The 21,894-nt window shown below is 65.9% G+C and carries 24 protein-coding genes; 12 read left to right on the top strand and 12 right to left on the bottom strand.

Translation table 11 applies throughout. The features are described 5' to 3' along the window. Together QNN98_RS09795 and QNN98_RS09800 are read right to left on the bottom strand one after the other, a co-directional pair. Nucleotides 1-3,429, bottom strand: a complete 3,429-nt coding sequence (locus QNN98_RS09795; RefSeq protein ID WP_283996933.1) for a DNA polymerase III subunit alpha — start codon at nt 3,427-3,429, stop codon at nt 1-3. Nucleotides 3,430-3,447: 18 nt separating this feature from the next. Continuing rightward, the gene (locus tag QNN98_RS09800; RefSeq protein WP_227911528.1) at nt 3,448-3,759 is read right to left on the bottom strand and encodes a DUF6504 family protein; all 312 of its coding nucleotides are present in this window, start codon (nt 3,757-3,759) and stop codon (nt 3,448-3,450) included. A 338-nt stretch (nt 3,760-4,097) separates the two neighbouring features. Here QNN98_RS09800 and QNN98_RS09805 point away from each other — a divergent pair, with 338 nt between their 5' ends. Next, nucleotides 4,098-4,682 (top strand): hypothetical protein, encoded by a 585-nt coding sequence (locus tag QNN98_RS09805; protein ID WP_283996934.1) that lies wholly within the window; start codon nt 4,098-4,100, stop codon nt 4,680-4,682. Here the strand turns inward: QNN98_RS09805 and QNN98_RS09810 are convergent. Next, on the bottom strand, nt 4,679-6,286 hold the full coding sequence (locus QNN98_RS09810) for an MDR family MFS transporter (RefSeq protein WP_227926193.1): 1,608 nt from the start codon (nt 6,284-6,286) through the stop codon (nt 4,679-4,681). The two genes, QNN98_RS09805 and QNN98_RS09810, sit on opposite strands and share 4 nt — an antisense overlap. A 24-nt stretch (nt 6,287-6,310) precedes the next feature. Continuing rightward, nucleotides 6,311-8,074: an MDR family MFS transporter gene (locus QNN98_RS09815; protein WP_283996935.1), complete on the bottom strand. Its 1,764-nt coding sequence runs from the start codon at nt 8,072-8,074 to the stop codon at nt 6,311-6,313. 263 nt (nt 8,075-8,337) lie between these two features. Here QNN98_RS09815 and QNN98_RS09820 point away from each other — a divergent pair, with 263 nt between their 5' ends. Both QNN98_RS09820 and QNN98_RS16525 read left to right on the top strand, forming a co-directional pair. After that, a complete protein-coding gene (locus QNN98_RS09820) occupies nt 8,338-9,030 on the top strand; it encodes a DUF2776 family protein (RefSeq protein ID WP_283996936.1) in 693 nt (230 codons plus the stop codon). After that, nucleotides 8,918-9,148 (top strand): DUF2776 family protein, encoded by a 231-nt coding sequence (locus QNN98_RS16525; protein WP_502864678.1) that lies wholly within the window; start codon nt 8,918-8,920, stop codon nt 9,146-9,148. The genes QNN98_RS09820 and QNN98_RS16525 overlap by 113 nt, the downstream gene beginning before the upstream one ends. 28 nt (nt 9,149-9,176) lie before the next feature. On the opposite strand, the gene QNN98_RS09825 is transcribed toward QNN98_RS16525, so the two are convergent. Both QNN98_RS09825 and QNN98_RS09830 read right to left on the bottom strand, forming a co-directional pair. Further along, nucleotides 9,177-9,749 carry a DUF2087 domain-containing protein gene (locus QNN98_RS09825; RefSeq protein ID WP_283996937.1) on the bottom strand — a complete coding sequence of 191 codons (573 nt, stop codon included), beginning with the start codon at nt 9,747-9,749 and terminating at the stop codon, nt 9,177-9,179. A 63-nt stretch (nt 9,750-9,812) separates the two neighbouring features. Continuing rightward, complete coding sequence (locus QNN98_RS09830; RefSeq protein ID WP_227911533.1) at nt 9,813-10,151, bottom strand: chorismate mutase; 339 nt, start codon at nt 10,149-10,151, stop codon at nt 9,813-9,815. 116 nt (nt 10,152-10,267) lie between these two features. Between QNN98_RS09830 and QNN98_RS09835 the strand changes: the two genes are divergently transcribed. After that, on the top strand, nt 10,268-10,810 hold the full coding sequence (locus QNN98_RS09835) for a VOC family protein (protein ID WP_227911534.1): 543 nt from the start codon (nt 10,268-10,270) through the stop codon (nt 10,808-10,810). Here the strand turns inward: QNN98_RS09835 and QNN98_RS09840 are convergent. Next, nucleotides 10,807-11,583, bottom strand: a complete 777-nt coding sequence (locus QNN98_RS09840) for an SOS response-associated peptidase (RefSeq protein WP_227926190.1) — start codon at nt 11,581-11,583, stop codon at nt 10,807-10,809. The two genes, QNN98_RS09835 and QNN98_RS09840, sit on opposite strands and share 4 nt — an antisense overlap. A gap of 156 nt (nt 11,584-11,739) precedes the next feature. Between QNN98_RS09840 and QNN98_RS09845 the strand changes: the two genes are divergently transcribed. Beyond that, nucleotides 11,740-11,964: a mycoredoxin gene (locus QNN98_RS09845; protein WP_227911595.1), complete on the top strand. Its 225-nt coding sequence runs from the start codon at nt 11,740-11,742 to the stop codon at nt 11,962-11,964. On the opposite strand, the gene QNN98_RS09850 is transcribed toward QNN98_RS09845, so the two are convergent. After that, a complete protein-coding gene (locus QNN98_RS09850; protein ID WP_283996938.1) occupies nt 11,961-14,186 on the bottom strand; it encodes an MMPL family transporter in 2,226 nt (741 codons plus the stop codon). The genes QNN98_RS09845 and QNN98_RS09850 overlap by 4 nt on opposite strands. A gap of 233 nt (nt 14,187-14,419) precedes the next feature. Between QNN98_RS09850 and QNN98_RS09855 the strand changes: the two genes are divergently transcribed. From QNN98_RS09855 to QNN98_RS09865, 3 genes are all read left to right on the top strand, one after another. Beyond that, entirely contained in the window at nt 14,420-15,505 is a 1,086-nt protein-coding gene (locus QNN98_RS09855) for an S-(hydroxymethyl)mycothiol dehydrogenase (RefSeq protein ID WP_227911537.1), read from the top strand. Beyond that, nucleotides 15,502-16,146, top strand: coding sequence for an MBL fold metallo-hydrolase (locus QNN98_RS09860; RefSeq protein WP_283996939.1), 645 nt, complete (start codon nt 15,502-15,504; stop codon nt 16,144-16,146). The genes QNN98_RS09855 and QNN98_RS09860 overlap by 4 nt, the downstream gene beginning before the upstream one ends. Before the next feature lie 216 nt (nt 16,147-16,362). Continuing rightward, nucleotides 16,363-17,190 (top strand): SDR family oxidoreductase, encoded by an 828-nt coding sequence (locus tag QNN98_RS09865; protein ID WP_283996940.1) that lies wholly within the window; start codon nt 16,363-16,365, stop codon nt 17,188-17,190. Between the two features lie 101 nt (nt 17,191-17,291). Here QNN98_RS09865 and QNN98_RS09870 read toward each other — a convergent pair whose 3' ends face one another. Further along, on the bottom strand, nt 17,292-17,486 hold the full coding sequence (locus QNN98_RS09870) for a cupin domain-containing protein (protein ID WP_229958970.1): 195 nt from the start codon (nt 17,484-17,486) through the stop codon (nt 17,292-17,294). A 19-nt stretch (nt 17,487-17,505) separates the two neighbouring features. Between QNN98_RS09870 and QNN98_RS09875 the strand changes: the two genes are divergently transcribed. Further along, a complete protein-coding gene (locus QNN98_RS09875) occupies nt 17,506-17,868 on the top strand; it encodes a hypothetical protein (RefSeq protein WP_227911541.1) in 363 nt (120 codons plus the stop codon). A gap of 53 nt (nt 17,869-17,921) precedes the next feature. Here QNN98_RS09875 and QNN98_RS09880 read toward each other — a convergent pair whose 3' ends face one another. Beyond that, nucleotides 17,922-18,542 carry a MerR family transcriptional regulator gene (locus tag QNN98_RS09880; RefSeq protein ID WP_227911542.1) on the bottom strand — a complete coding sequence of 207 codons (621 nt, stop codon included), beginning with the start codon at nt 18,540-18,542 and terminating at the stop codon, nt 17,922-17,924. Nucleotides 18,543-18,643: 101 nt separating this feature from the next. Here QNN98_RS09880 and QNN98_RS09885 point away from each other — a divergent pair, with 101 nt between their 5' ends. Both QNN98_RS09885 and QNN98_RS09890 read left to right on the top strand, forming a co-directional pair. Beyond that, nucleotides 18,644-18,961 (top strand): hypothetical protein, encoded by a 318-nt coding sequence (locus QNN98_RS09885; protein WP_227911543.1) that lies wholly within the window; start codon nt 18,644-18,646, stop codon nt 18,959-18,961. 263 nt (nt 18,962-19,224) lie between these two features. Then, a complete protein-coding gene (locus tag QNN98_RS09890; protein ID WP_227926183.1) occupies nt 19,225-20,043 on the top strand; it encodes a DUF427 domain-containing protein in 819 nt (272 codons plus the stop codon). A 17-nt stretch (nt 20,044-20,060) separates the two neighbouring features. On the opposite strand, the gene QNN98_RS16530 is transcribed toward QNN98_RS09890, so the two are convergent. Both QNN98_RS16530 and QNN98_RS16460 read right to left on the bottom strand, forming a co-directional pair. Further along, nucleotides 20,061-20,429: a nucleotidyltransferase domain-containing protein gene (locus tag QNN98_RS16530; protein ID WP_502864680.1), complete on the bottom strand. Its 369-nt coding sequence runs from the start codon at nt 20,427-20,429 to the stop codon at nt 20,061-20,063. 153 nt (nt 20,430-20,582) lie between these two features. After that, nucleotides 20,583-20,954: a MerR family transcriptional regulator gene (locus QNN98_RS16460; RefSeq protein ID WP_349643217.1), complete on the bottom strand. Its 372-nt coding sequence runs from the start codon at nt 20,952-20,954 to the stop codon at nt 20,583-20,585. Nucleotides 20,955-21,072: 118 nt separating this feature from the next. Here QNN98_RS16460 and QNN98_RS09910 point away from each other — a divergent pair, with 118 nt between their 5' ends. Next, entirely contained in the window at nt 21,073-21,774 is a 702-nt protein-coding gene (locus QNN98_RS09910) for an SDR family oxidoreductase (protein WP_283996941.1), read from the top strand. The last annotated feature ends 120 nt before the right edge of the window (nt 21,775-21,894 follow it).

The raw sequence follows: 21,894 nt of genomic DNA on the forward strand, positions 1-21,894 counted from the left end.
TTATCCGCTGCGCTTGTGCCCCACCAACATGCCGCGCTGGGGAACCGGCAGCGGAAGCGAGCCTGTGTCCGCCAGATTCCATGCTTCCAGCGCCTGCAGGCTGATGCCGCGGGCACCCGTGCGGCGGGTCAGGCCGCGGATCAGCAGCAGTTCCGTGCCGAACAGCAGCGGGCCGGCTTTCTCCTGGGCTTCATGGAAGAACGTGCAGTCAACGCACCCGGTGCCGTCGTCAATGCTGATGAAGACCACACGGCGGCCGCCGCGCATGGGCGGGGTTTGTGTGGCCACCCGGATCCCGGCCACCAGCACCTCGGTGCCGTTGCGCAGGTCCATCAGAGCCTCCGCCTGTGTGACTCCCAGCCGCTTCAGCAGCGGGCCGTAGCTTTCCATCAGGTGCGCACTGACGTCCACGGACAGCAGGTCCAGTTCGGTGCGGACCTTCTCACGCAGCCCCGGTTCGGGCAGCTGGTGGCGCAGGTTCTTCAGCTCGGTGTCCCCCAGCGGCAGGGCCAGCTGCCCGGGAATCGGATCATGCTTGCGGGAGGCGGACTTGGCCGGGGCGGCGTCCAGGTACTGGATCAGGTCCGCCCGGCTGCCGGCCGAGCCGGTCTGCCTGCTGAGCGAATCAAAGGCGCCGAGCTGGGCCAGCCGGCGCAGCGTGGGCCGGGAGACCCGCGCCCGGGCCCGCAGGTCCGCCAGGGAATCATAGGGCTGCCCGGCGGCAATGCGCCGAAGCTCAACGGCGGAGAGCCCGTAGATCCCGGCCAGGGACAGCCGGATGCCCAGCTTTCCCTCTTCGGTCCGCTCCACCCGGTACTGCTCCCCGCTCCAGTTGATGTCCAGGGGCAGGATGGGGATGCCCATCCGCCGGGCTTCAGCCACCAGCAGCCGGCGGGGATACATACCGGGATCATGCTCGAAGATCCCGGCCAGGAAGGCCGCCGGATGGTGCGCCTTCAGCCATGCCGACTGGTAGGTGGGCACGGCGAAGGCCGCCCCGTGGGCCTTGCAGAAACCGAAGCTGCCAAAAGCCTTGAGCGTGTCCCAGACCTTGTCGATGGTCTCCTGCGTGTAGCCGCGTGCCGCGGACTTGCTGCGGAAGTACTCTTCCACCCCCGGTTCTGCCGCTTCATTGCCCAGCAGCCGGCGCAGCTCATCTGCCTTGGCCAGGCCGCAGCCGGTAAAGACGTTCAGGGTGCGCAGCACCTGTTCGTGGAAAACGGTGACCCCGTGGGTTTCCGCCAGTACCGGGCGCAGCGCCTCGTGCGGGTACACCTCCGGGGAAAAGCCGTGCCGGTGTTCCAGGAACGGGCGGACCATGTCGGATTTCATGGGACCGGGGCGGAACAGGGAGATATCGATAATCAGGTCATTGAACTCCCGCGGAGCGAGTTTGCCCACCAGTTCGCGCTGGCCCGGGGATTCAATCTGGAAGCAGCCCAGGGTGTGGGTGCTGCGGATCAGCTCGTAGGTTGGTTCGTCGTCGAACGGCACGGCATCCAGGTTGATTCGGCCGCTGGGTTCGATGAACTCCGGATCCGGGGCATCCGGTGCCTCCCGGTGACCGCCGGCGGCAATCACTTCCTCACGCGAGGAATGCACGCGCACCACCTCGCGCACGGCAAAGGCCATGGCGCTTTGCATCCGCACACCCAGCACGTCCAGCTTGAGCATGCCCATGGGGTCCATGTCGTGCTTGTCGAACTGGGACATGGGCAAGCCCAGTCCGCTGGGCTGCACCGGGGTGCGGTCCAGCAGGGACTTGTCCCCCAGGATCACCCCGCACGGATGCATGGAGATGTGCCGGGGCAGGCGGTCCAGCCGTTCGGTGAGATCTACCAGCAGGTCCAACTGCTTGTTGTTTTCCACCTGGCCGGAGATTTCGCGCAGTTCCGGTTTTTCGGCGAGCGCCTCACGGAAGTTGCGCGCCGAGAAGCGCCACAGCTGCTTGGCCACGGCTCCGATGTCGGCTTCATCCATACCCAGGGCCAGTCCGGCGTCGCGCACCGCCCCGCGGGCCCGGTAACCGTTCTGCATGCTCATCAGCGTGACCCGTTCGGAGCCGAAGCGTTCGAAGATGCGGTGGTACACATTGTGCCGCTCGGCGCTTTCGACGTCGATGTCGATGTCCGGCAGCGTGGAGCGGTCCCGGGAGAGGAAGCGTTCAAAGATCAGGTCGTGGTCCAGCGGGTTCACATGGCTGACTCCCAGCAGGTAGTTCACCAGCGAGGAGGCGCCCGAGCCGCGGGCCGCGGCGCGTACCCCCATTCCCGTGATCATGGCCGAGACTTCGGCGACCGTGAGGAAGTAGGAGGCGAAGCCGAGCCGTTCTATGATGCCCAGTTCGTGTTCGAGCCGGTTGCGCATCTGGACCTCGGCGATGGAGTCCTGCACGCGCAGCCGGCGGGTGATCCCCGCTTCGCAGCGTTGGCGCAGTTCCGTCATGGGTTCGGCGTTGATGCCGATCACCGATGCTTCCGGAACCACTGGCTGTTTCCAGCCCATGTCCGCCACCGGGTCAATCCGGCAGTCATCGGCGAGCGCCGCAGTGTCAGCCAGCATCCGTGCCGCTCCCCCGGAGCCGTAGCCCGCTTCCGAGCTGATCTCCCGGGCAAGTGCCGTCATCTGGCGTGTGCCCTTGAGCCAGCCCTGCCCGTTGGGCTGCAGGTCAGGGAGCCGGGACAGCGAGGTCAGCGAGCGCGCGGCGTCGAGCACGTCAGCGGTGGCGGCGCCGTCCTCATCCACGTACCGCACGGCGTTGGTGAGGATGGCGGGTACGCGCATCTCATCGGCCAGCCGGAACATCCGCACCGCGTGGGCGAGGCTGAGGTTCTCCCCCGGCGGGGCCAGGTGCGTCACCACCTCGACGGCGAGCGCCCCCGCAGGGATCAGCGAGCGCCAGCGGGCGAAGAGGGTACGCGCCACGGCATAGCTGCGGCTGCGCATGGCAACGCCGACGTCGGACTGCGGGCCTACCAGCACAGTCAGCACCGGCTGCCCGGCCTCCCCTATGGGAGTTCCGTCTTCTGCCAGTGTTCCCCGGGCATGGGCGGCCAGCTGCTCCATGGTGACGCCTACGGGTTTGCCGGTGCGTGCCCGGGAAGCCGAGGTGCCGGCGTGGGCTGCGGAGATCAGCCGGCACAGGGCACGGTAGCCGGCGCCGCCGTTGTATCCGCGGGCCAGGAGAACCACCCGGCCCGTGACGGTGTTGTGTTCGTCCAGGATGGCGAGGTCCACTCCCACAATGGGGTCGATTCCTGCCTCCATGCAGGCGCGCAGATGCTTGACGGTGCCGTACAACCCGTCCCTGTCGGTGCAGGCGAGGGCATCGGCGCCGTCGGCAGCAGCGGCAGCGGCCATCTCCTCGGGCCAGGACACTCCGTAGTGGGCGCTGAAGGCAGTGGCTGCGTGCAGGTGGATAAAGCTCATGGGGTTGGTGCTGTCCCCTCAGGCACTGGGTCTCAGTGCGTCATGGATCCGTATCAGGCGCCAGCGGTCGGTGTTCACGTGGTGCGAGAGGTCCAGGGTGCGCAGCTCGGAGTGTTCACTGACACGGGCCTGAACCCGCCAGATCTCGGTATCCACCAGTCCGGCGCCGTGGCCGCGTTCGGCCCGGGTTTCCTCTTCCCACCAGTTGCGGCGTTCATACCAGCGCACCGGATCAGCGCCCACCTTGTAGGTGTGCCCGCCCCACACCAGCCGCAGGGGCTTGCCCGCGGGCGAGCACACCACCTCTATTGCTTCGCTGAAGACACCCATTCAGCTTCCCTCCCCGCCCGGCACGTGCACACCGCACGCCGCCATCCCCGCTGGTTTTTACTGGCTGCACTGGTTGCCGGTGGCAGTTTCCCTGTTGGTTTCCTTGGTGGTTTCCCTGTTGGTTAACAGCCGGCAACTAATTCGAACATATATTCGAACAGCGTCATCTTCAGTGTACGACCAGCGGCGGACAATAGGCACCACGAGGTGCCGGATCCGGTATTTTGGTCCCCGCTAACGGACCGTTCATCCACACCCGGGCAAGGGGTTACGGGCTAAACACGCCCGCCTGGTGCACACTGGTTCCAGATTCCCGTCCCCAACCGATGGAGCCAACCATGGACCCTGCCATGCACACCGGCATGCCGCCCGCCGGACAGCCTCCCCTCCAGGACCCGCAGGCCTCCCAGCAACAGGCGCAGCAGCAGGCGCAGCAGCAACCCGGTCCGCCGCCGGGGTACGCCGGGGCCTACCAGAACCCGTATAACGGTGCCCCAATGCAGGGAAACCCGTACCCCGGGGCGTCCATGGCTGGAAACCCGTACCCGGGGGCACCAACGGCTGGAAACCCGTACCAGCAATTCCCCCAAGCACCCCGGGAGCGCTTCGGCGGCGGGGCAATCGCCGGCATCGTCATCGTTACCCTCGGCTGGGCCCTGGCCTTGATGCCCCTCATTGTCTGGGCCGGCAGTATGGGCGACTACGCCTATGGTTCCGGCTGGGGCGGCCTTGTTGACCTCATTGCCATCCTCGGCATCCTCACCCTGGTCGCATCCGTAGGCGGTTTTATTGCAGCGCTCCGGAACGGCAACAAGAAGCTCGCGGCCCGGCTGTACATCATTCCCTCCCTGGTGTGGCAGAGCGCTGTGGTGGCACTGATCCTGTGGCTCTTGTACATGCTGTTCACTTACGGCATCTCCTAGGCCTCTTCCTTCGCCTCCACCCGCACTGTTGTGGACAGCGGAATCTCCTTGATGAACAGGCACAGCACCAGGGCTGCCGCCACAATGGGCACGCTCAGCAGGAAGATGGGCGGCAGCGCGTGCCCAAACGCGGCGGCGATAAAGTCCTGCGCCGGTGCGGGCAGGCTGCGCAGCATGGCCGGGCTGAGCGAGTTGATGTCTCCGCCCGCGGCGGCCCCTGCCCCGGGCGGCGCCGCCGCCATTTCGTTGCCCAGCCGGTGGATGAAGATGGAGCCAAACAGTGCAATGCCGAACGAGGCACCGATCTGCCGGAAATAGTTCGCCCCGGAGATCGCTGCCCCCATGTCCCTGCCCGGCACGCTGTTCTGCACAATCAGCACCAGGTTCTGCATCAGCATCCCGATCCCCATGCCCATCACCAGCATCCCCAGGGCCGTGAACCCGTACGGCGTCGTATCCGAGATCCGGGACAGCAGGACCAGTCCGGCAATGATCACGGCACAGCCGGCCACCGGATAGACCTTGTACCGTCCCGTGCGTGAGATCAGCTGGCCGGTGCCGATGGAGGTGAGCAGCAGCCCGCCCATCATGGGCAGCATCATCAGGCCCGACTGGGTGGCGGTGGCGCGGTTGACCATCTGCAGGAAGGTCGGGAGGTAGGAAATGGTGGAAAACATCGCGATCCCGACGGAGATGCCCACCAGCACGGGGAGCAGGAAATTCCGGTTGCGGAACAGCCCCAGCGGAAGGATGGGTTCGGGGGCGCGGCGCTCCACCGGGATGAACGCCCCGGCCGCGGCCAGGGTCACGGCTGCCAGGGCAAGGATCTGCGGGCTGGACCAGGCATATGTGGTCCCGGCCCAGGTGGTCAGCATGATCAGGGCAGCGCTGGCCAGTGCCAGCAGTCCCGCGCCGGCATAGTCCAGCTTCGGACGCCTGCCCTCGGGTTTGGGCAGGTGCAGTGAGGCGATCACGACGGCGAGCGCCAGCGCCCCGATGGGCAGGTTGATGTAGAACACCCACCGCCAGGACCAGGCATCGGTGATCCAGCCGCCCAGCAGCGGGCCACCCACGGAGGCCAGCCCGAACGCCGCCCCAATCAAGCCCATGTACTTGCCGCGTTCCCGGGGCGAGACCAGATCCCCCAGGATGGCCTGCGCCCCGATCATCAGCCCGCCGCCGCCGATACCCTGCAGGGCACGGAAAGCGATCAGCTGGCCCATGTTCTGGGACAGCCCGGACAAGACCGAACCGGCCAGGAAAACCGCTATGGCGAAAATGAAGATGCTTTTGCGCCCGAACAGGTCTCCGAGCTTCCCGTAGATCGGCAGGCCGATGGTGGCGGCAAGGATGTACGCGGTCACCACCCAGGACAGATGTTCCAGCCCGTTGAGGTCGCCCACAATGGTTGGCAGCGCAGTAGCCACAATGGTCTGGTCCAGCGCGGCCAGCAGCACCGAGAGCAGCAGGCCCGTGAGGACCAGGCCGAGGTTCCGTCCGGGCTCCACCTCCTCCTGGACGGCCTGCCCGCGGTGCCTGGGCACTGCGGGCACAGGACGGGGCGGTACTGCCGCGATCCGCGGCGTGAGGGCTCTGTGGGACATAGGGGGCAACTCCTGGTTGGCTTCTTATTCCACGTCCGCTTCCACACGGGCGGTTTTGGACAGCGGCTGCTGCACAATGAAGAACGTCAAGATGAATGCCGCGGCCAGGAAGGGCACTCCCAGCAGGAAGATGGGCGGCAGCGCTTCACCGAAGGCGGACTTGATGAAGTCCTGGGCGGCGGCAGGAAGGGCTTTGATGGTTTCCGGGCTGATCGAGTTCGCTCCGCCGGACGCCGGATCCCCGGCTCCGCGAGGCGCCGAGGCCAGCTGGTCATTGAGCCGCTGGATAAACAGCGACCCAAACACCGCAATACCCAGTGACGCGCCCAGCTGCCGGAAATAGTTGGCCGTGGACACCCCGGTGCCCATGTCCGTGGGCGGGACGCTGTTCTGCACAATCAGCACTGTGTTCTGCATCAGCGCTCCGATGCCCAGCCCCAGCACGAACATGCCCAAGGCAGTGAACCCGTACGGCGTCGTACTGGAAATCCGGGAGAGCAGCAGCAGTCCGAGAACCATGACAGCCGATCCGAGGATCGGGTAGATCTTGTACTTGCCGGTGCGGGAAATCAGCTGTCCGGTGCCGACGGAGGTGATCAGCAGGCCCGCCGTCATGGGCAGCATCATCAGCCCGGACATGGTCGGGGACGCGCCGTTGACAATCTGGAGGAAGGTGGGCAGGTAGGCGATGGACCCGAACATCGCCAGGCCCACGGCCAGCCCCACCAGCGTGCAGATCAGGAAGTTGCGGATGGAGAAGAGCCGCAGTGGCAGCATCGGATCCTTCGCCCGCAGTTCCACAGGGATGAACACCGCGACGGCAGCCAGAAAAACCGCGCCAAGTGTCAGGATGGTTGGAGAAGTCCACGCGTAGTTGTTGCCGCCCCAGCTGGTCAACAGCACCAGAGCGGCGCTGCCGATGGCCAGCAGCCCCGCGCCGGCGTAGTCCAGGGCAATACCCTTGGCGCTGTTCCGCGGCAGGTGCAGCGCGCCGATGATGACGGCGAGCGCAATGACCCCGATGGGCAGGTTGATGTAGAACACCCACCGCCAGGACCAGGAGTCCGTCAGGTATCCGCCCAGCAGCGGTCCGCTGACCGATGCGATGCCGAAGGCAGCCCCAATCAGGCCCATGTACTTGCCGCGCTCGCGGGCGGGCACAATGTCGCCGATGATGGCCTGCGCACCGATGATCAGCCCGCCGCCGCCCACACCCTGGATGGCCCGGTAGGTGATCAGTTCGGCCATGCTGTGCGACTGCCCGGACAGCGCTGAGCCCGCCAGGAAAACCACAATGGCGAAAATGAAAATGTTCTTGCGTCCCAGCAGGTCACCGAGCTTGCCGTAGATGGGCAGCCCGATGGTGGAGGTCAGCAGGTAAGCGGTGATCACCCAGGACAGGTGGTCCAGCCCGTGCAGGTCCCCCACAATGGTGGGCAGTGCCGTGGAAACGATGGTCTGGTCCAGGGCAGCGAGCAGCACCGCGAGCATCAGGCCCGTGAAAATGACGGCAATGCGGCGCCCGGAATGTTCAGGGGACGGCTGCCGGCCGGAGTGCGGGTCCGGGGCGCCCGCGCCTGCGGCCGTTGCGCCGCCCGGGTCTGCCGGGGCTGCACCCGCCGGAGCCGTTCCCGGAGGGGCGGCGTCCGGAGCCGTTCCCGGAGCGGCCAGCGTCGCACTGGAGTGGGCCGCCAGCGATACGGTGCTGACCGGGGCACCCATGGCGCCGGTCATGCCCGCGGCGGGGTGGGCTGCTGCTGTTCCGCGGGCGGTAAACCTCTCTGCCATGCGCATCTCCTTGGAAATCTCCGCCGGATGGTGGCAGTCCGGGTTGCCCTTTCCATTCGACTCCCGCCGTCCTGCCAAGTCAACGGTTCGCGGGGGCCTCCGCCCGTGCGTCGCAGTTGCGGAGAGCGCGAAGTCGCCCGTGCAAGGCGCAGCTCTCCGGCTCCGACGTTGTTCCGCGCGTGCGACAAGCGCAAACTGGCCCAAACGCGGATCGGCCATGATGCCGACGCCGCACGGGTCCACGGTTTCTTTCGGGGTACGCCATGAACGCTACGATCAGTGTCATTTTCCGTGCCATACCGCTGCTGATGGGCGCCGTCTGCCTGACCTATGGCCTCTACATCCTGGCCGGACCTGACGATGCCAGTCACTTTGTCGCCGGACACGTCAACATCGGGCTGACCGCCATTTGTTATGCACTGTTCACTACGGCGGCCACCATTATCCGGCAGCTCATCAACCGCTACGGGCGCGTGTGGGGGATCATCCTGCCGCTCTCCGGTTACGTGGCGGCCGCCGCCGCCATCATCTGGGGCATCGTTCTGGCTAACCGGGACAACACCACGGCGAATCTCACGGCGGGCTTCGTGGTGATGGGTGTGGGGTTCGTTGCCGCGTGTGTCAGCACCGTGGCCGCTGCATCCACCAAATTCACGCTGATCCAGTCAGCAAAGTTGCTCGATCCCCTGGGCGGCCCGCCGGAGGGTGCCCACTCCCGCACCGTCGGCGCAGTCCTGATCGCCGTTCCGGCTGCCGCCGCCATCGCCGGTTTTTCCCTGGCAACGGGCTTACTGGTGCGCGGAGATCGGTCTCGGGCTGATCTGCTTCAGCATCCTGTCGAAGGTGCTGCTGCTCGCCCTCGTCTGGCGCCGCACGTTTGCCCTGGCCAACCGCATCCCGCTCAGGCCCATCGGAACAGCACTCACCTGCCTGTTCTTCGCCGCGTTCCTCTTTGAGGCCGCAGGCACTGACCCGGCGTTCCTTGTCCCCGCTCACGTGCTGGTTGGACTCGGAGCTGTCTGCTTTACGCTCTTCTCAATCGTGTCGATCCTCGAAGCGGGAACGTCGGAGTAGCAGAGGCCTCCAGGTGCGGGCGGGAGAGTCAGGCAAATTCCATTCCTTCTGCCGGGCGGGGCCGGGTGAGCCAGTACTGGGTACCGGCGGGATCCCGGGCAACAATGCCCTCGTCGATGAGGTAGCGGCGGATAGCGGCGGGGTCGGAGGTGTAGGCGGCCAGACGCTGTGTCAGGTCCTTCTCGGTAAGGACCGGCTGGAGCCCCGGCTCCGGCGGCACCGCGTGTTCGAAGACTTCGCCGGCAATCAACTGCAGCAGCTCGAGCCGGTCTGCCCGTTTGCGCGGGAAGGCCTCGATCCGGCCCCGGACCAGGAACCGGCGGGCCGAGGACTCCGGCGGCCGCACACCGGCTGCCAGCAGGTCCCGGAACACTGACGGTGCGGGTTTGGTCCGGTTTCCGTCCACCTGCAGCAGGCCTGCCTGCTGCAGCACCGCCAGCGACTTGGCTTCGTCCGCAGCGAGGTCCGCGGGGTCCAGCGGGGCGCCGTCGTCGGCTGCGAGGACGGCGCGCGCATACAAGCGCAGGCGGCGCGGGTCAGCGAGCGCGGCGGCCACGGGACGCCAGCGGTTGTCACCGGGTGCCGGAGTTGGCCGGCTCACGCGTTTGCCACGGTCGAGGTCATGCGGCCCAACCTACCGGATGTGTGCCGCGGACGGCGGCACCTAGCTGTTGCTGAAGGCGTCCAGCTTGCGCTGGGTTTCCGTTTGGTGCCGGACCTTGAGTTCGTAGTCGATGAAGGCTTCGATCATTGCCTTGTAGGTCCGTTCCACCACGTTGCAGTCGCTGTCCTGCTCCTCGGCGGCGTGCCGGACGTGGGCAATTACTTCTTCCATGCGCTTGGGTGAGCGGACGGCGGCGTCGCTGTCCTTCAGTCCCCCGGCGAGGCGTACCAGCCGCTCCCGGCGCCAGATCAGCGCAACGATTTCCTCGTCGATCTCGTCGATTGCTGCCCGGACATCGTCAAGCTGTCCCGAAACGGATTTCTGCTCAGCTGCTTCCATGCTTAAAGAATATCCAGCACCGGGACAACCGGTGTGCAATTGCCGCTGCGCGGCGGGCCCGGCACTGATTCGCGCCATAATCGGCATTCTTGACCTCTGGATGGGAGGATCAAGACGTGAACCCCCATGTATCCGTGGTGACCGTAGGCGTACGGGACCTCGAAGTGACTTACGCGTTCTATGTGTCCCGGCTGGGCTGGACTCCGCTGCAGTATGTTCCGGAAGAGGTGCTGTTTTTCCAGGTCAACCACGGCCTGGTGCTCTCCTTCTTCCGTGCCGACCACCTCGCGGCCGAAGCCGGGCCAATGGGTGACATCCGTGAGGCGCCCTTCACCCTGGGCCATAACCTGGACTCTCCCGCGGAAGTGGACGCGGTGCTGCACCAGGCCGCAGCTGCCGGCGGGACAATCACCGCCCCGGGTACGCAGATGAGCTGGGGCGGGTATTCCGGTTACTTCACCGACCCCGACGGCGTGCGCTGGGAGGCCTGCCACAACCCCGGGCTATCCGTGGACGACGACGGCCGGGTCACCTTGGTGACCCAGAATCCTGCGGTCCTGGACCGGGAAACCCTCGATCCCGCCGGACCGGACCCGGACCCGGAGGCGGCGGTCGAGGCTGCCTTGGAGGCGTCCGCAGCGAACGGGCCGCGGGGCTAGAAGAGTACGTCCTCGCGTGCCGCGGCCGGGTCCGGCTGCAGCAGGTACGCGCCGTCGTTGCGGACATTCCCCACACCGTGGTGTGCCTTGCGCAGGTGCCAGTCCGACGCCGCCGCATACGCCTGACCGGTTGCCGCAGCCAGCAGCGCGGCGGTGTCCGTCCCGGCGAGCGCTGCAGGGTCGAGCCAGGCGGTCATTGCCTCCGGAGACAGGGGCAGCGGCAGCCGGTCATGCAGGCCCGCGAGTTCCCGCAGCACCGGTTCGGCACTGTCCGCCGGCGGTGCGGCGACGGTCAGGATGGAGGTCGAGAGCAGCCACCTGTCCGGATCCCCCGGGTCCTTCGCCGGATCCCGCCACCATTCATAGAGCCCGGCGAAATAAATGGGCCGGCCGTCGGTCCGGGAAACGTAAAACGGTTGCCGGACCTTGCCGGGACCGGCCATCCACTCGTAGTAGCCGTCCACGGGAACGGCGCAGCGCCGGGCGGCGACGGCGTCACGGAACGTCGGCTTCTCCAGCACCGTTTCGCTGCGCGCGTTGAACGCCCGCACCCCCACCGAGGCATCCTTCGCCCAGCCCGGCACCAGGCCCCACCGGGCCACGTGCACCTGCCGGGCCCGCCGCCCGTCCACCAGGCGTTCGAGCACTACCGGGACGTCCGACGTCGGCGCCACGTTCCAGGAGGCGCGCAGCTCAAGGTTGGCATCCGCCTCTGCTTCTGCTTCGGCCACCAGGTCCGCAGCGGCCCGGGCCATCACGTATCGTCCGCACATGCTTCCAGTGTGCCAGCGGGAATGCCGCCGGCCGGAATACTGTTGACGCTCGCGACTACTGTTAAAGACAGGCAACCAGTTAAATCGATCGACAAAAGGAGCACCGCCGTGGCCGCCACAGCCGAAGCCTTCACCCCGGAAACCGGGACCATCACCATGTTCTCCACCAGCTGGTGCGGCTACTGCCGCCGGCTGAAGTCGCAGCTGGACCGCGAGGGCATCGGCTACACCGAGGTCAACATTGAAGACGTGGAAGGCACCGCTGACCTGGTTGAGGCGCTGAACGGCGGCAACCAGACGGTTCCCACCGTGATCTTCCCGGACGGCTCCTCCGCCACCAACCCCTCCGCTTCCGAGGTCAAGTCCCGGCTCGGACTCTAGCGCCGCGCCTCCGCGGCCGGCCCGGATCTCCGGGCCAGCCGCGAGGGCCACCAGATCCGGTCTCCGATGTCGTAGGACAGCGCCGGGACCAGCAGCGAGCGCACTACCAAGGTGTCCAGCAGCACGCCAAAGGCGACAATGAAGGCCAGCTGCGCCAGGAAAAGCACCGGGATAACGCCCAGGGCGGCGAAGGTTGCCGCCAGCACAATGCCCGCACTGGTAATGACGCTGCCGGTGATCATGAGCCCGCGGACCACTCCCTCCCGCGTGCCGTGCCCAATGCTTTCCTCACGCACCCGGGTCATCAGGAAGATGTTGTAGTCCACACCCAGGGCCACCAGGAAAATAAAGCCGAACAGCGGGACGGCCGGATCCGCGCCCGGGAAGCGGAACACATGGTTGAAGACCAGGGCGGAAACGCCCATGGTGGCCCCGAAGGACAGCAGCACCGTCAGGATCAGCAGGAACGGGGCCAGCAGAGCCCGCAGCAGCAGCATCAGCAGGAACAGGATCACCACCAGCACTACCGGAATGATGAGGTCCCGGTCATGGGCGGCTGCAGCATTGGTGTCGATGGTCGTAGCCGTTACCCCGCCGATCAGCACGTCCCCGATCCCGGCCACATTCCCGCGCATGGCGCTAACCGTTTGCTCGGCGGCGTCCGATTCGGCTGCCTCCTTGAGCGTGGCCTCCAGCAGCACTTTTCCCTCCACCACCTTCGGCGTACCCGAAGTTCCCGGTATGGGTGAGGCCTGCACGCCGTCGGCCGTCACTGGCAGCGTTCCCTCCGGTGTGCCGGTTGCATCCACCACCAGCGCGTCAACACCGGGAGTGGACAGGACCGCCCGGGCAACGGTGCCCAGTTCACTTTCCGGGGCCACAATCAGCGCCGGACTGCCCGAGCCGGAGGGGAAATGCTCCCCCAAAACCTGCTGCCCCTCCTTGGCGGAAGTCTCCCCCAGCACAAAGTCGCTTTGCGGCACTCCGGAGGCGCGCAGCTGCAGCAGGCACGCGCACGCCACCAGCAGCACGACGGCGGGAACCACCCACAGCCGGCGCGGGTGCGCCTTGATACTCCTTGCCACCCGGGGCCAGAACCCCTTGCCTGCGTTGCCGTCCCGGTCCGGATGCGGGGAGCCGAAAGCGGGCCGGCGCGGCCAGAACGCCGCCCGGCCGGTCAGCATCAACAGCGCCGGCAGCAGCGTCATCGCGGCCAGGAAAGAAAATCCGATGCCAATGGCTGCCACCGGGCCCAGCGCCTTGTTGGAATTGAGGTCGCTGAGCAACAGGCACAGCAGCCCGGCCACCACGGTGGCGGCGGAGGCAAGCACCGGCTCGATCGTTCCCTTGAGGGCTGCCTTGGTGGCATCCCAGCGCCCCTCGTGGTCCCGCAGGGATTCCCGGTACCGGGAAACATAGAGCAGCGAATAATCGGTTGCTGCGCCGATGCCCAGGATGAACAGGATCCCCTGCACCTGGCCGTTCAGTGTCAGCGCTCCGGCCTTGGCCAGGTAAAAGACCACCAGGATGGCCGCCGACAGGGCGAGGATGGACGTCAGGAGCACCAGGAACGGCAGCAGCGGTGACCGGTAGACCACCACCAGGATCACCAGCACGGCCAGTGCCGCCACCAGCACCAGCGAGGTATCGATGCCGCCGAAGGCCTCGGTGATGTCCGCCAGCTGTCCGGCCGGGCCGGTGACGTAGCTGTCCAGGCCCGAGGGGATGCCGTCGCCGGCAACCCCGCCCAGATCCTCCACCGTGGTCGCGGCGGCATCATTGTCCTGCACCGGCACAAAGATTTCCGCCGCCTTGCCGTCAGTGGAGAACTGCGGCGGGGATACCTGTCCCGCCACGCCGCTGACCCCCGAAAGCGCGGAGGCCCGGCCGGTGACGAAGGTCCGGTCCGCCTCGGTCAGGCCGTCATTGTTCACATAAACGACGACGGCGGGAATGGCATCGCTGTCCGTGAACTTCTCCTGCAGCGCGGCCACCTGCGTGGATGCCGAGCTGGCGGGCAGATACGAGGTCTGGTTGTTGTCCGCCACTTCGCTGATTTTGCCGAAGTACGGGCCGCCAATCCCGCCCACCGCCAGCCAGGCCAGCACCAGCAGCACCGGCAGCAGGAAGATGAGCCGGCCGGTCCGGCTCCCCGTCCCGGAACGCTTCTTCGGACCTTCGGGGGACGCGGGTACGCTGCTGCCGGACGCTGAGGCGTTCATGGGCCGTCCTTGGGGGGGTAGGCGGTTCCGCCGGCGCGATGCCGCGCTCGCTGCGGACCTTTTCCGCCTCCCATCGTAGGGCGGGATCGGCGCCGGCGGCAGGCCCAGGCACGGTTGCGCCGGAAGCGGAAGGGTAATTCCCGGCTTCGCTCCCGGCCGAAACGCTTCATAGGATGGAAGGCGGGACGCCGGACATCGGCGCCCCGCCCGAACATCGCAGGAGGCAGCACCCCATGGTCCATAAGGTTCAGGCCGTAGTCGTCAAGGAAAAGAACGCACCCGTTTCGCTGGAAACCATCCTGGTTCCGGATCCGGGGCCCGGAGAGGCCCTGGTAGACATCCTCACGTGCGGCGTCTGCCACACCGACCTGCATTACAAGCAGGGCGCCATCAATGATGACTATCCGTTCCTGCTCGGCCACGAAGCCACCGGCGTGGTCTCCGCCGTCGGCCCCGGCGTCACCGAAGTGGCTCCCGGCGACCGCGTGGTGCTGAACTGGCGCGCGGTGTGCGGCGAATGCCGCGCCTGCCGCAAGGGCGAGCCGCAGTACTGCTTCAACACCGCCAACGCCACCCAGAAGATGACCCTTGAGGACGGCACCGAACTGACGCCGGCCCTGGGCATCGGCGCATTCGCTGAAAAGACGCTCGTGGCTGCCGGCCAGTGCACCAAGGTGGACGACGACGTCGATCCCGCCGCAGTGGGCCTGCTCGGCTGCGGCGTGATGGCCGGCATCGGTGCAGCCATTAACACCGGCGCCGTGCAGCGCGGCGAATCCGTCGCCGTGATCGGCTGCGGCGGCGTGGGCATTGCCGCTGTTGCCGGTGCCAAGCTGGCCGGCGCCACCACCATCATCGCGGTGGACATCGACTCCGCCAAGATCGAGCTGGCCAAGGCCCAGGGTGCCACCCACGGGATCAACTCCAAGGAGCAGGACCCGGTCGAGGCCATCCGCGCCCTCACCGGCGGCTTCGGTGCCGACGTCGTGATTGACGCCGTGGGCCGCCCGGAAACCTATCGGCAGGCCTTCTACTCCCGCGACCTCGCCGGCCGGGTAGTGCTGGTGGGCGTACCGAACCCGGATATGAAGATCGAACTGCCGCTGGCTGACGTCTTCGGCCACGGCGGGTCCCTGAAGTCCTCCTGGTACGGCGACTGCCTGCCGTCCCGGGACTTCCCCATGCTGGTGGAGCAGTACAAGCTCGGCCGGCTGGACCTGGATGCGTTCGTCACCGAGCGCATCGGCCTGGGCGACATCGAAGAAGCCTTCACCAAGATGCACGACGGCAAGGTCCTGCGCTCGGTGGTGGAACTGTGACGTTCCGCATCGACAACGTCGTCACCTCGGGGACCTTCTCGCTGGACGGCGGCACTTGGGACGTGGACAACAACGTCTGGATTGTCGGGGACGACGCCGAGGTGATCGTGATCGACCCGGCGCACAACATCGACGCCGTCGCCGAGGCCGTCGGGGACCGCGAAGTGATGGCCATCCTGCTCACGCACGGCCATGATGACCACATCCGCGCCGTCGAGCAGGCCCGGGACCGTTTCAGCGCCCCCGTGTTCCTGCACGCGGCAGACCGGATGCTCTGGGACGCAGTGTTCCCGGACGAGGGACCGGACGACGAGATTGAGGACGGGGACACCTTCGAGGTGGCAGGCCACACCCTGCGTGCCCTGCACACCCCGGGGCACTCCCCCGGGTCGGTGTGCTTCTCGCTGGCTGCCGGTGAAGATGTTCCCGAACCGGTGGTGTTCAGCGGGGACACGCTCTTCAACGGAGGGCCCGGTGCCACCGGCCGCTCCTACAGCGATTTCCCCACCATCATCGAGTCCATCAAGGAACGCCTGCTGACCCTGCCGGCCGAAACCAAGGTGCTGACCGGGCACGGGGATGCAACGTCCATCGCCGCCGAAGGCCCGCACCTGGACGAGTGGATCGCCCGGGGGCACTAAGACAGACCCCTGAGTGCGCCAGGGAAAACCCTGCGCCAAGGAAAAGGGCATGCCCCGGCTGGAAGGCCGGGCATGCCCTTTTTCGCGTGTCCGGCCTCGCCGGGCATGCCCCGGAATTATTCGGCGGCCTAACGGGTTCCCTCCACCATGACTGCACGGCGGCAGGGACACCTTCCGCTGGAACCCATATCCACGACACTTAGCAGGGAGCACAACATGAGCAAGGTCTGGTTCATCACGGGAACATCGCGCGGCTTCGGCCGCGAATGGGCGGAAGCGGCCCTGGAACGCGGAGATTCCGTTGCCGCCACCGCCCGCAGCACGGACAGCCTCACCGCACTGGTGGACACCTACGGTGACCGGGTGCTGCCCCTCTCGCTCGACGTCACGGACCGCGCCGCGGTCTTCGCCGCCGTCCAGCGTGCACAGGAGCACTTCGGCCGGCTCGACGTCGTCATCAACAATGCCGGGTACGGGCAGTTCGGCATGGTCGAGGAACTTTCCGAGGCCGAAGCTCGCGATCAGATCGAGACCAATCTGTTCGGAGCGCTTTGGGTGACCCAGGCCGCCCTGCCGTACCTGCGTGAGCAGGGCAGCGGCCACATCATCCAGGTCTCCTCCATCGGCGGCATTTCCGCCTTCCCGTCCGTGGGCATTTACCACGCCTCGAAGTGGGCCCTGGAAGGACTGAGCCAGGCGCTGGCGCAGGAGGTTGCCGGCTTCGGGATCAAGGTCACCCTGATCGAGCCCGGCGGGTTCTCCACCGACTGGGGCGGCAGCTCCGCGAAGCATGCGCAGCCCATTGCCGCCTACGACGTCGTCCGGGAGCAGGCTGCGAACCGCCCCAGCCGCCGGGGGACGCCCGGTGATCCGCGTGCCACCCGCGGGCCGATCCTCAAGATCGTCGACGCCGAGAACCCGCCCCTGCGGGCGTTCTTCGGCGAGGGCCCGTTGGCCATCGCCAAGGCCGACTATGAGTCCCGGCTGGCGTCCTGGGAAGAGTGGCAGCCGGTGGCACTCGAAGCCCACGGTGGCAGCAACTAGCGGGATTCCGCTGGCGGAAGGCCGGTCCCTCGGGGCCGGCCTTCCGGCGTGGGCGACTGCTGGGTGGATCCTCGGTTGAGTCGCGAAGTTTTAGGTGTAGCTCAGCGGAAGCCGCCAACCTGTCTCTCGACCGGAACGGTGCCCTCCACGACGACGTCGCCGGTGTGCGCGGTGGTGACGGTTTCAATCAGGACGATCTCGACCTCCTCGTCCGCGATCGGATTGTGCTGAACCCCGCGGGGAACGACGTAGAACTGGCCAGGCGTGAGTACGACCTCCTCAGCATCGGAAGTCACCCCGTATTAGGGTCAGGGCATGGGAGATCACTGGGAACAGCTGCTGGATCTGTCGGTGGATGGGGCCGGCGCGGAAGATCGCCTGCAGGAAGTCCGAAACTGGCTAAGCCAACGGCTGGACCAAGGCGGACCCGGACGCCTGCTGATGTCAGTCTTCTCCCGGATAAGTGACTGGGACCAGGGCGGGACCGAACCGCTCCTCACCTGCACGGGATGCTCCTGGACTGCTCTGCTCGGAGACTGGAAGATTTCCTCATGCATGGCCGTGGCACACCTCGCAGTCATCATTGACCACACCTGGTCGAATCTCGCCGACCCGCTGATGGAGGCACTGCGGACGGATCTCGGCGGTCGCTGGGCCTATGTCCACCGCCACCTTTAGCACCACCGGGTCGAGGCCGCGGACTCTTCGCGGGCGGTACGGGCACACCCGCTTCACTTAGCCCCTATGGCGAGGTTTTGATGGGCGAGGCGGCGGATCGCTGCGAGAACAGGTTCATACAGCGCGGTACCCAGGACGGCGTACTGAACAGCTGCATCCGGGTCGGCTGTCGGCATCGCTTCTATTTCAGCGCGCGCGATCGCCATGAGATGGTCGCCGTAAAGCCGTAACCTCTCCGTGTCGGCCGGCATTCCGACCTCCTCGACAGCACGGAGCGCGCTTTCGAGCTGCGCGAAGGCAGCCATCCGATCATCCGAGGCGTTGTAGGCACTCCCCAGCGAAGCGAGGGCTGCTTCAGCGCGCGGGCAACTGCGGTCGGGGCCGTCTTCGCCCGGCAGGTAGCCCGCGAGAGCGTCGATGGCCGTCCCCAGCATCTCGTAGACACTGCCTTCAGGGTGATCGATCACGTCGAGAATCTTCTTCACCCGGTTCAGGGGCAAGCCGGCCACGACCGTGAGTGAGCGGATCAGCCGCAACCGCTCCAGGTGATTCTCATCGTAGTCGGCACGGGTTGCACTGGTTGCACGCCCGGCAGGGAGCAGGCCCTCCCGAATGTAGTACTTGACCGTCGCCAACGGTACGTCGGCCTGCTGGACCAGTTGGGATATCTGCATCTTGCCTCCATTGGATAGTTGGACTATCGTACACATTAGATAGTCAACTATCCAATCCCGAGATTCCTCCGGCGACATGGTCCTCCACCGTCCGGCGCAGCATGAACCACCTCGAATATCCCATCACAACGGAAGGCAATACCATGTCGACACCGAATGAATCGTACGAGCTTGCCCGGCGGCACGTCATCGCGAAGACGGTCTACAAGGGAGTGGTCGGCCTCTGGCTGCTGCTCGCAGTATTTCAGGTCGCGATCTGGTACTTCACGACGCCGGGTGGCTACTTCTGGCCGATCTGGCCCATTCTGGGGACTCTCATCGCCGCGGTCGTCGCGGGGATCCCCACCTACTCACGCCGTCCGGCCATATCGGATAGCCGTATCGAGGCCGAATTGGCCCGGATGCGGCGAAACAACTAACCCACACGCCGCCTTTTGTCGTCTTGCTCCCGGCGCTGTCCCCCAACCTCGCACTTCTCCGCACCGCCGCCGGCGGTGCTCCGCACCGGCACGCGGAGAACCACCCCTGCGGGCGTTCTTCGGCGAGGGACCGTTGGCCATAGCAACTAGCGGGATCCCGCTGCGGGAAGGCCGGTCCCCTCGGGGCCGGCCTTCCGGCGTCGCCGGAACATCCCGATCCGCAGCCCCTTGAATCGGGTTTCCTCCCGCAAGACACTGGGCACATGGCACTGCAAATAAGCCCCTCCATGTGGAAACTCCTGCCCGAGCTGCGGTACGAGCCGACTCCGCGGCGCATCCGGGCACAGCTCGGGGACAACACGGTTGTGGATTCCACCAGTGCGGTGCTGGCGTACGAGCCGCGGCGGGTCACGCCGCTGTACGCCGTCCCGGCGCGGGACATTGCTGCGGAGCTGATCCCCGCTGATCCCCCCGGCCGGGATCCGCTCGCTGATGTGCCGCCGGAGGCACTAATGGATCCCCGCTACCCCTTCGCCGCGCACACGGCACCGGGGCAGCGACTGGACCTGCATGCCGGATCCCATGTCCTGCCGGGCGCGGGTTTCCGTCCGGACGATCCGGACCTTGGCGGCTACGTTCTGCTGGACTTTGACGCGTTCGACCGCTGGATGGAAGAGGACCAGGAGATCAAAGGCCACCCGCGCGATCCCTTCCACCGGGTGGATGCCCGGCAGTCCTCACGGAACGTGCGGGTGCACTTGGGTGGGCAGCTCCTGGCCGAAACCCGCGAACCGGTTTTCGTGTACGAGACCATGCTGCCGGTCCGCACCTATTTCCCGCGCGGCGACGTCGACTGGGACGCCCTGCATCCGTCCCTCAAGCAGTCGGTCTGCCCTTACAAAGGCACCGCTTCCTACTGGTCCGTCACCGACCGGCCCGAAGGCACTGACCTGGCGTGGTCCTATGAGGCTGTACTGCCCGATTCGGCCCAACTGAAGGACCTGGTTAGCCTCTTTGATGAACGCACCGACGTGTACGTGGATGACGCCAAACAGGACATCAACTCACTGTTCCGGTTCTGAGATGCGCGCTCCTGCCCCTAATTGCCGATCATGTTTTTAGGCCATGGTTCACCCATGAACGGGCCCCCACCCACGACCACATCACCGCAATCAGTCCGAGCCAGTGGCGCAAAGCCGAGTTCAACCCCATCGCGAAAAAGATCGCGTTGCTGATCGAGTGGGTGCCTGGCGAGATCAACCCAGTCTCGGGAGATAAGCAGCCCAGAAACCCCGGGCAAGTCCTTCTGCCAGACGAACCAATCTATGTCTTCGTGGTCACGAGTCACCTGGCCGAGGTAAAAGTCCATCGCCCAACCTCCACGCAACCAGATCTCGATCCCCAATGTTTTTGCTGCGTGTAGAACCTCCGTGATGGCAGAAAGCTGTGCTTGAACAAGTTCATTCATGCCGAGCACTCTAGCCAGTCAGGGCAGCACGTCCAGATGGAAGGCGAGGGGCGGGCCGTATGCAATGGGCATCGACCCCGCGGGCTCCGCATCCATGGTTGTGATGGCTCAATGGCGGTGGCAATTCCGGCACGCCAGATGCTCGTCCGTGGTCTAGTCGAGGGTTGTAGCGCATTCCCTGTCGTCCGGGTCGGCGCTGATGTCGAGGAGGACGCCAAGCCGGCGGTGAGCTGCCTGGAGCTCGAAAATATCAGCGGCGAGACGCGCGCGCTCGGCCTCCAAACGGGCTACCAGGTCGAGTTCAAGGTATTTGGCATCGATCGCGGGCAGAAGCCGGACGAGGAGGCGGCTGCTCAGGCCGGCTGTGAAAAGCAGTTGGATGAGCTGGACCCGCGCTAGCGAGGCTTCAGTGTAGATCCGGTGCCCGGCCGTGGTCCTGGCCGGTGTGAGAAGACCCTGTTCCTCGTAGTAGCGCAGTGCCCGTGTGCTGACTCCTGCCCGTCTTGCCAGCTCTCCGATTCTCATCCTCAAAAGCTCCCAGTCACTAGTTCGATGTTGGCGATTTGCACTTCACGTCGACGTGAACTTCTAACGTAGCGCTAGCGGGCGAACGAGCCCTCATCAACGAGCAGAAGGAAGAGCTATGCACATCAATGGGGCTACAGCCCTCGTGACCGGAGCGAATCGTGGCATTGGAAAGAGTTTCGTGGATCAGCTCCTCAAAGGCGGAGCCCGGAAGGTGTACGCCACGGCCCGTGACGTGGAGACGATCGACATCCGTGATTCCCGAGTCATACCGCTGCGCCTTGATCTATTGGATGAGGTGTCGATTAAGGAAGCTGCTGTCGGCGCATCGGACGTGGATCTGTTGATCAACAATGCCGGCATCACAACGGGCGCTGACCTTCTGACCTCACCCATGGGTGAGATAAGGGCGGACCTGGAAACGCACTTGTTTGGAACTCTGCGGGTTATTCGAGCATTCGCACCCGTGATCGAGGCTCAGGGGACAGGGGCGATAGTGAATGTCCTGTCCGTCCTGTCCTGGGTTGCGACCACTGAGGGGTCCGGGTCCTACTCTGTGGCTAAAGCTGCGGAGTGGAACATGACTAATGGGGTGCGCGTGGAACTGACCGGCCGGAACATCCTCGTGCAGGGTGTGCACCTTGCAGGAGCTGATACGGACATGATGGCCGGCGTCGACGGCCCCAAGATCGATCCGGCAAACGTGGCCAAAGGAAGCCTCGCCGGGGTCGAGGCCGGGGCAATCGAAGTCCTCGTCGATGAACCGAGTCGTTTCGTCAAGGCCTCCCTCTCGGGAGACCCTGCCCGCCTCTACGGGTGAAAACCCCTCATCCCGAGCCCCGCAAGGAATCCCTTGCGGGACAGTCCGATCTTGCAAGCCCGGATGATGACGGAGATCTTCTATCGTCGGTGGGGTCGATTCGTCGTACGCGCGTCTTGG

It is taken from the genome of Arthrobacter sp. zg-Y1143, from assembly GCF_030125565.1.
In the GTDB taxonomy this organism is placed as follows: Bacteria; Actinomycetota; Actinomycetes; order Actinomycetales; family Micrococcaceae; genus Arthrobacter_B.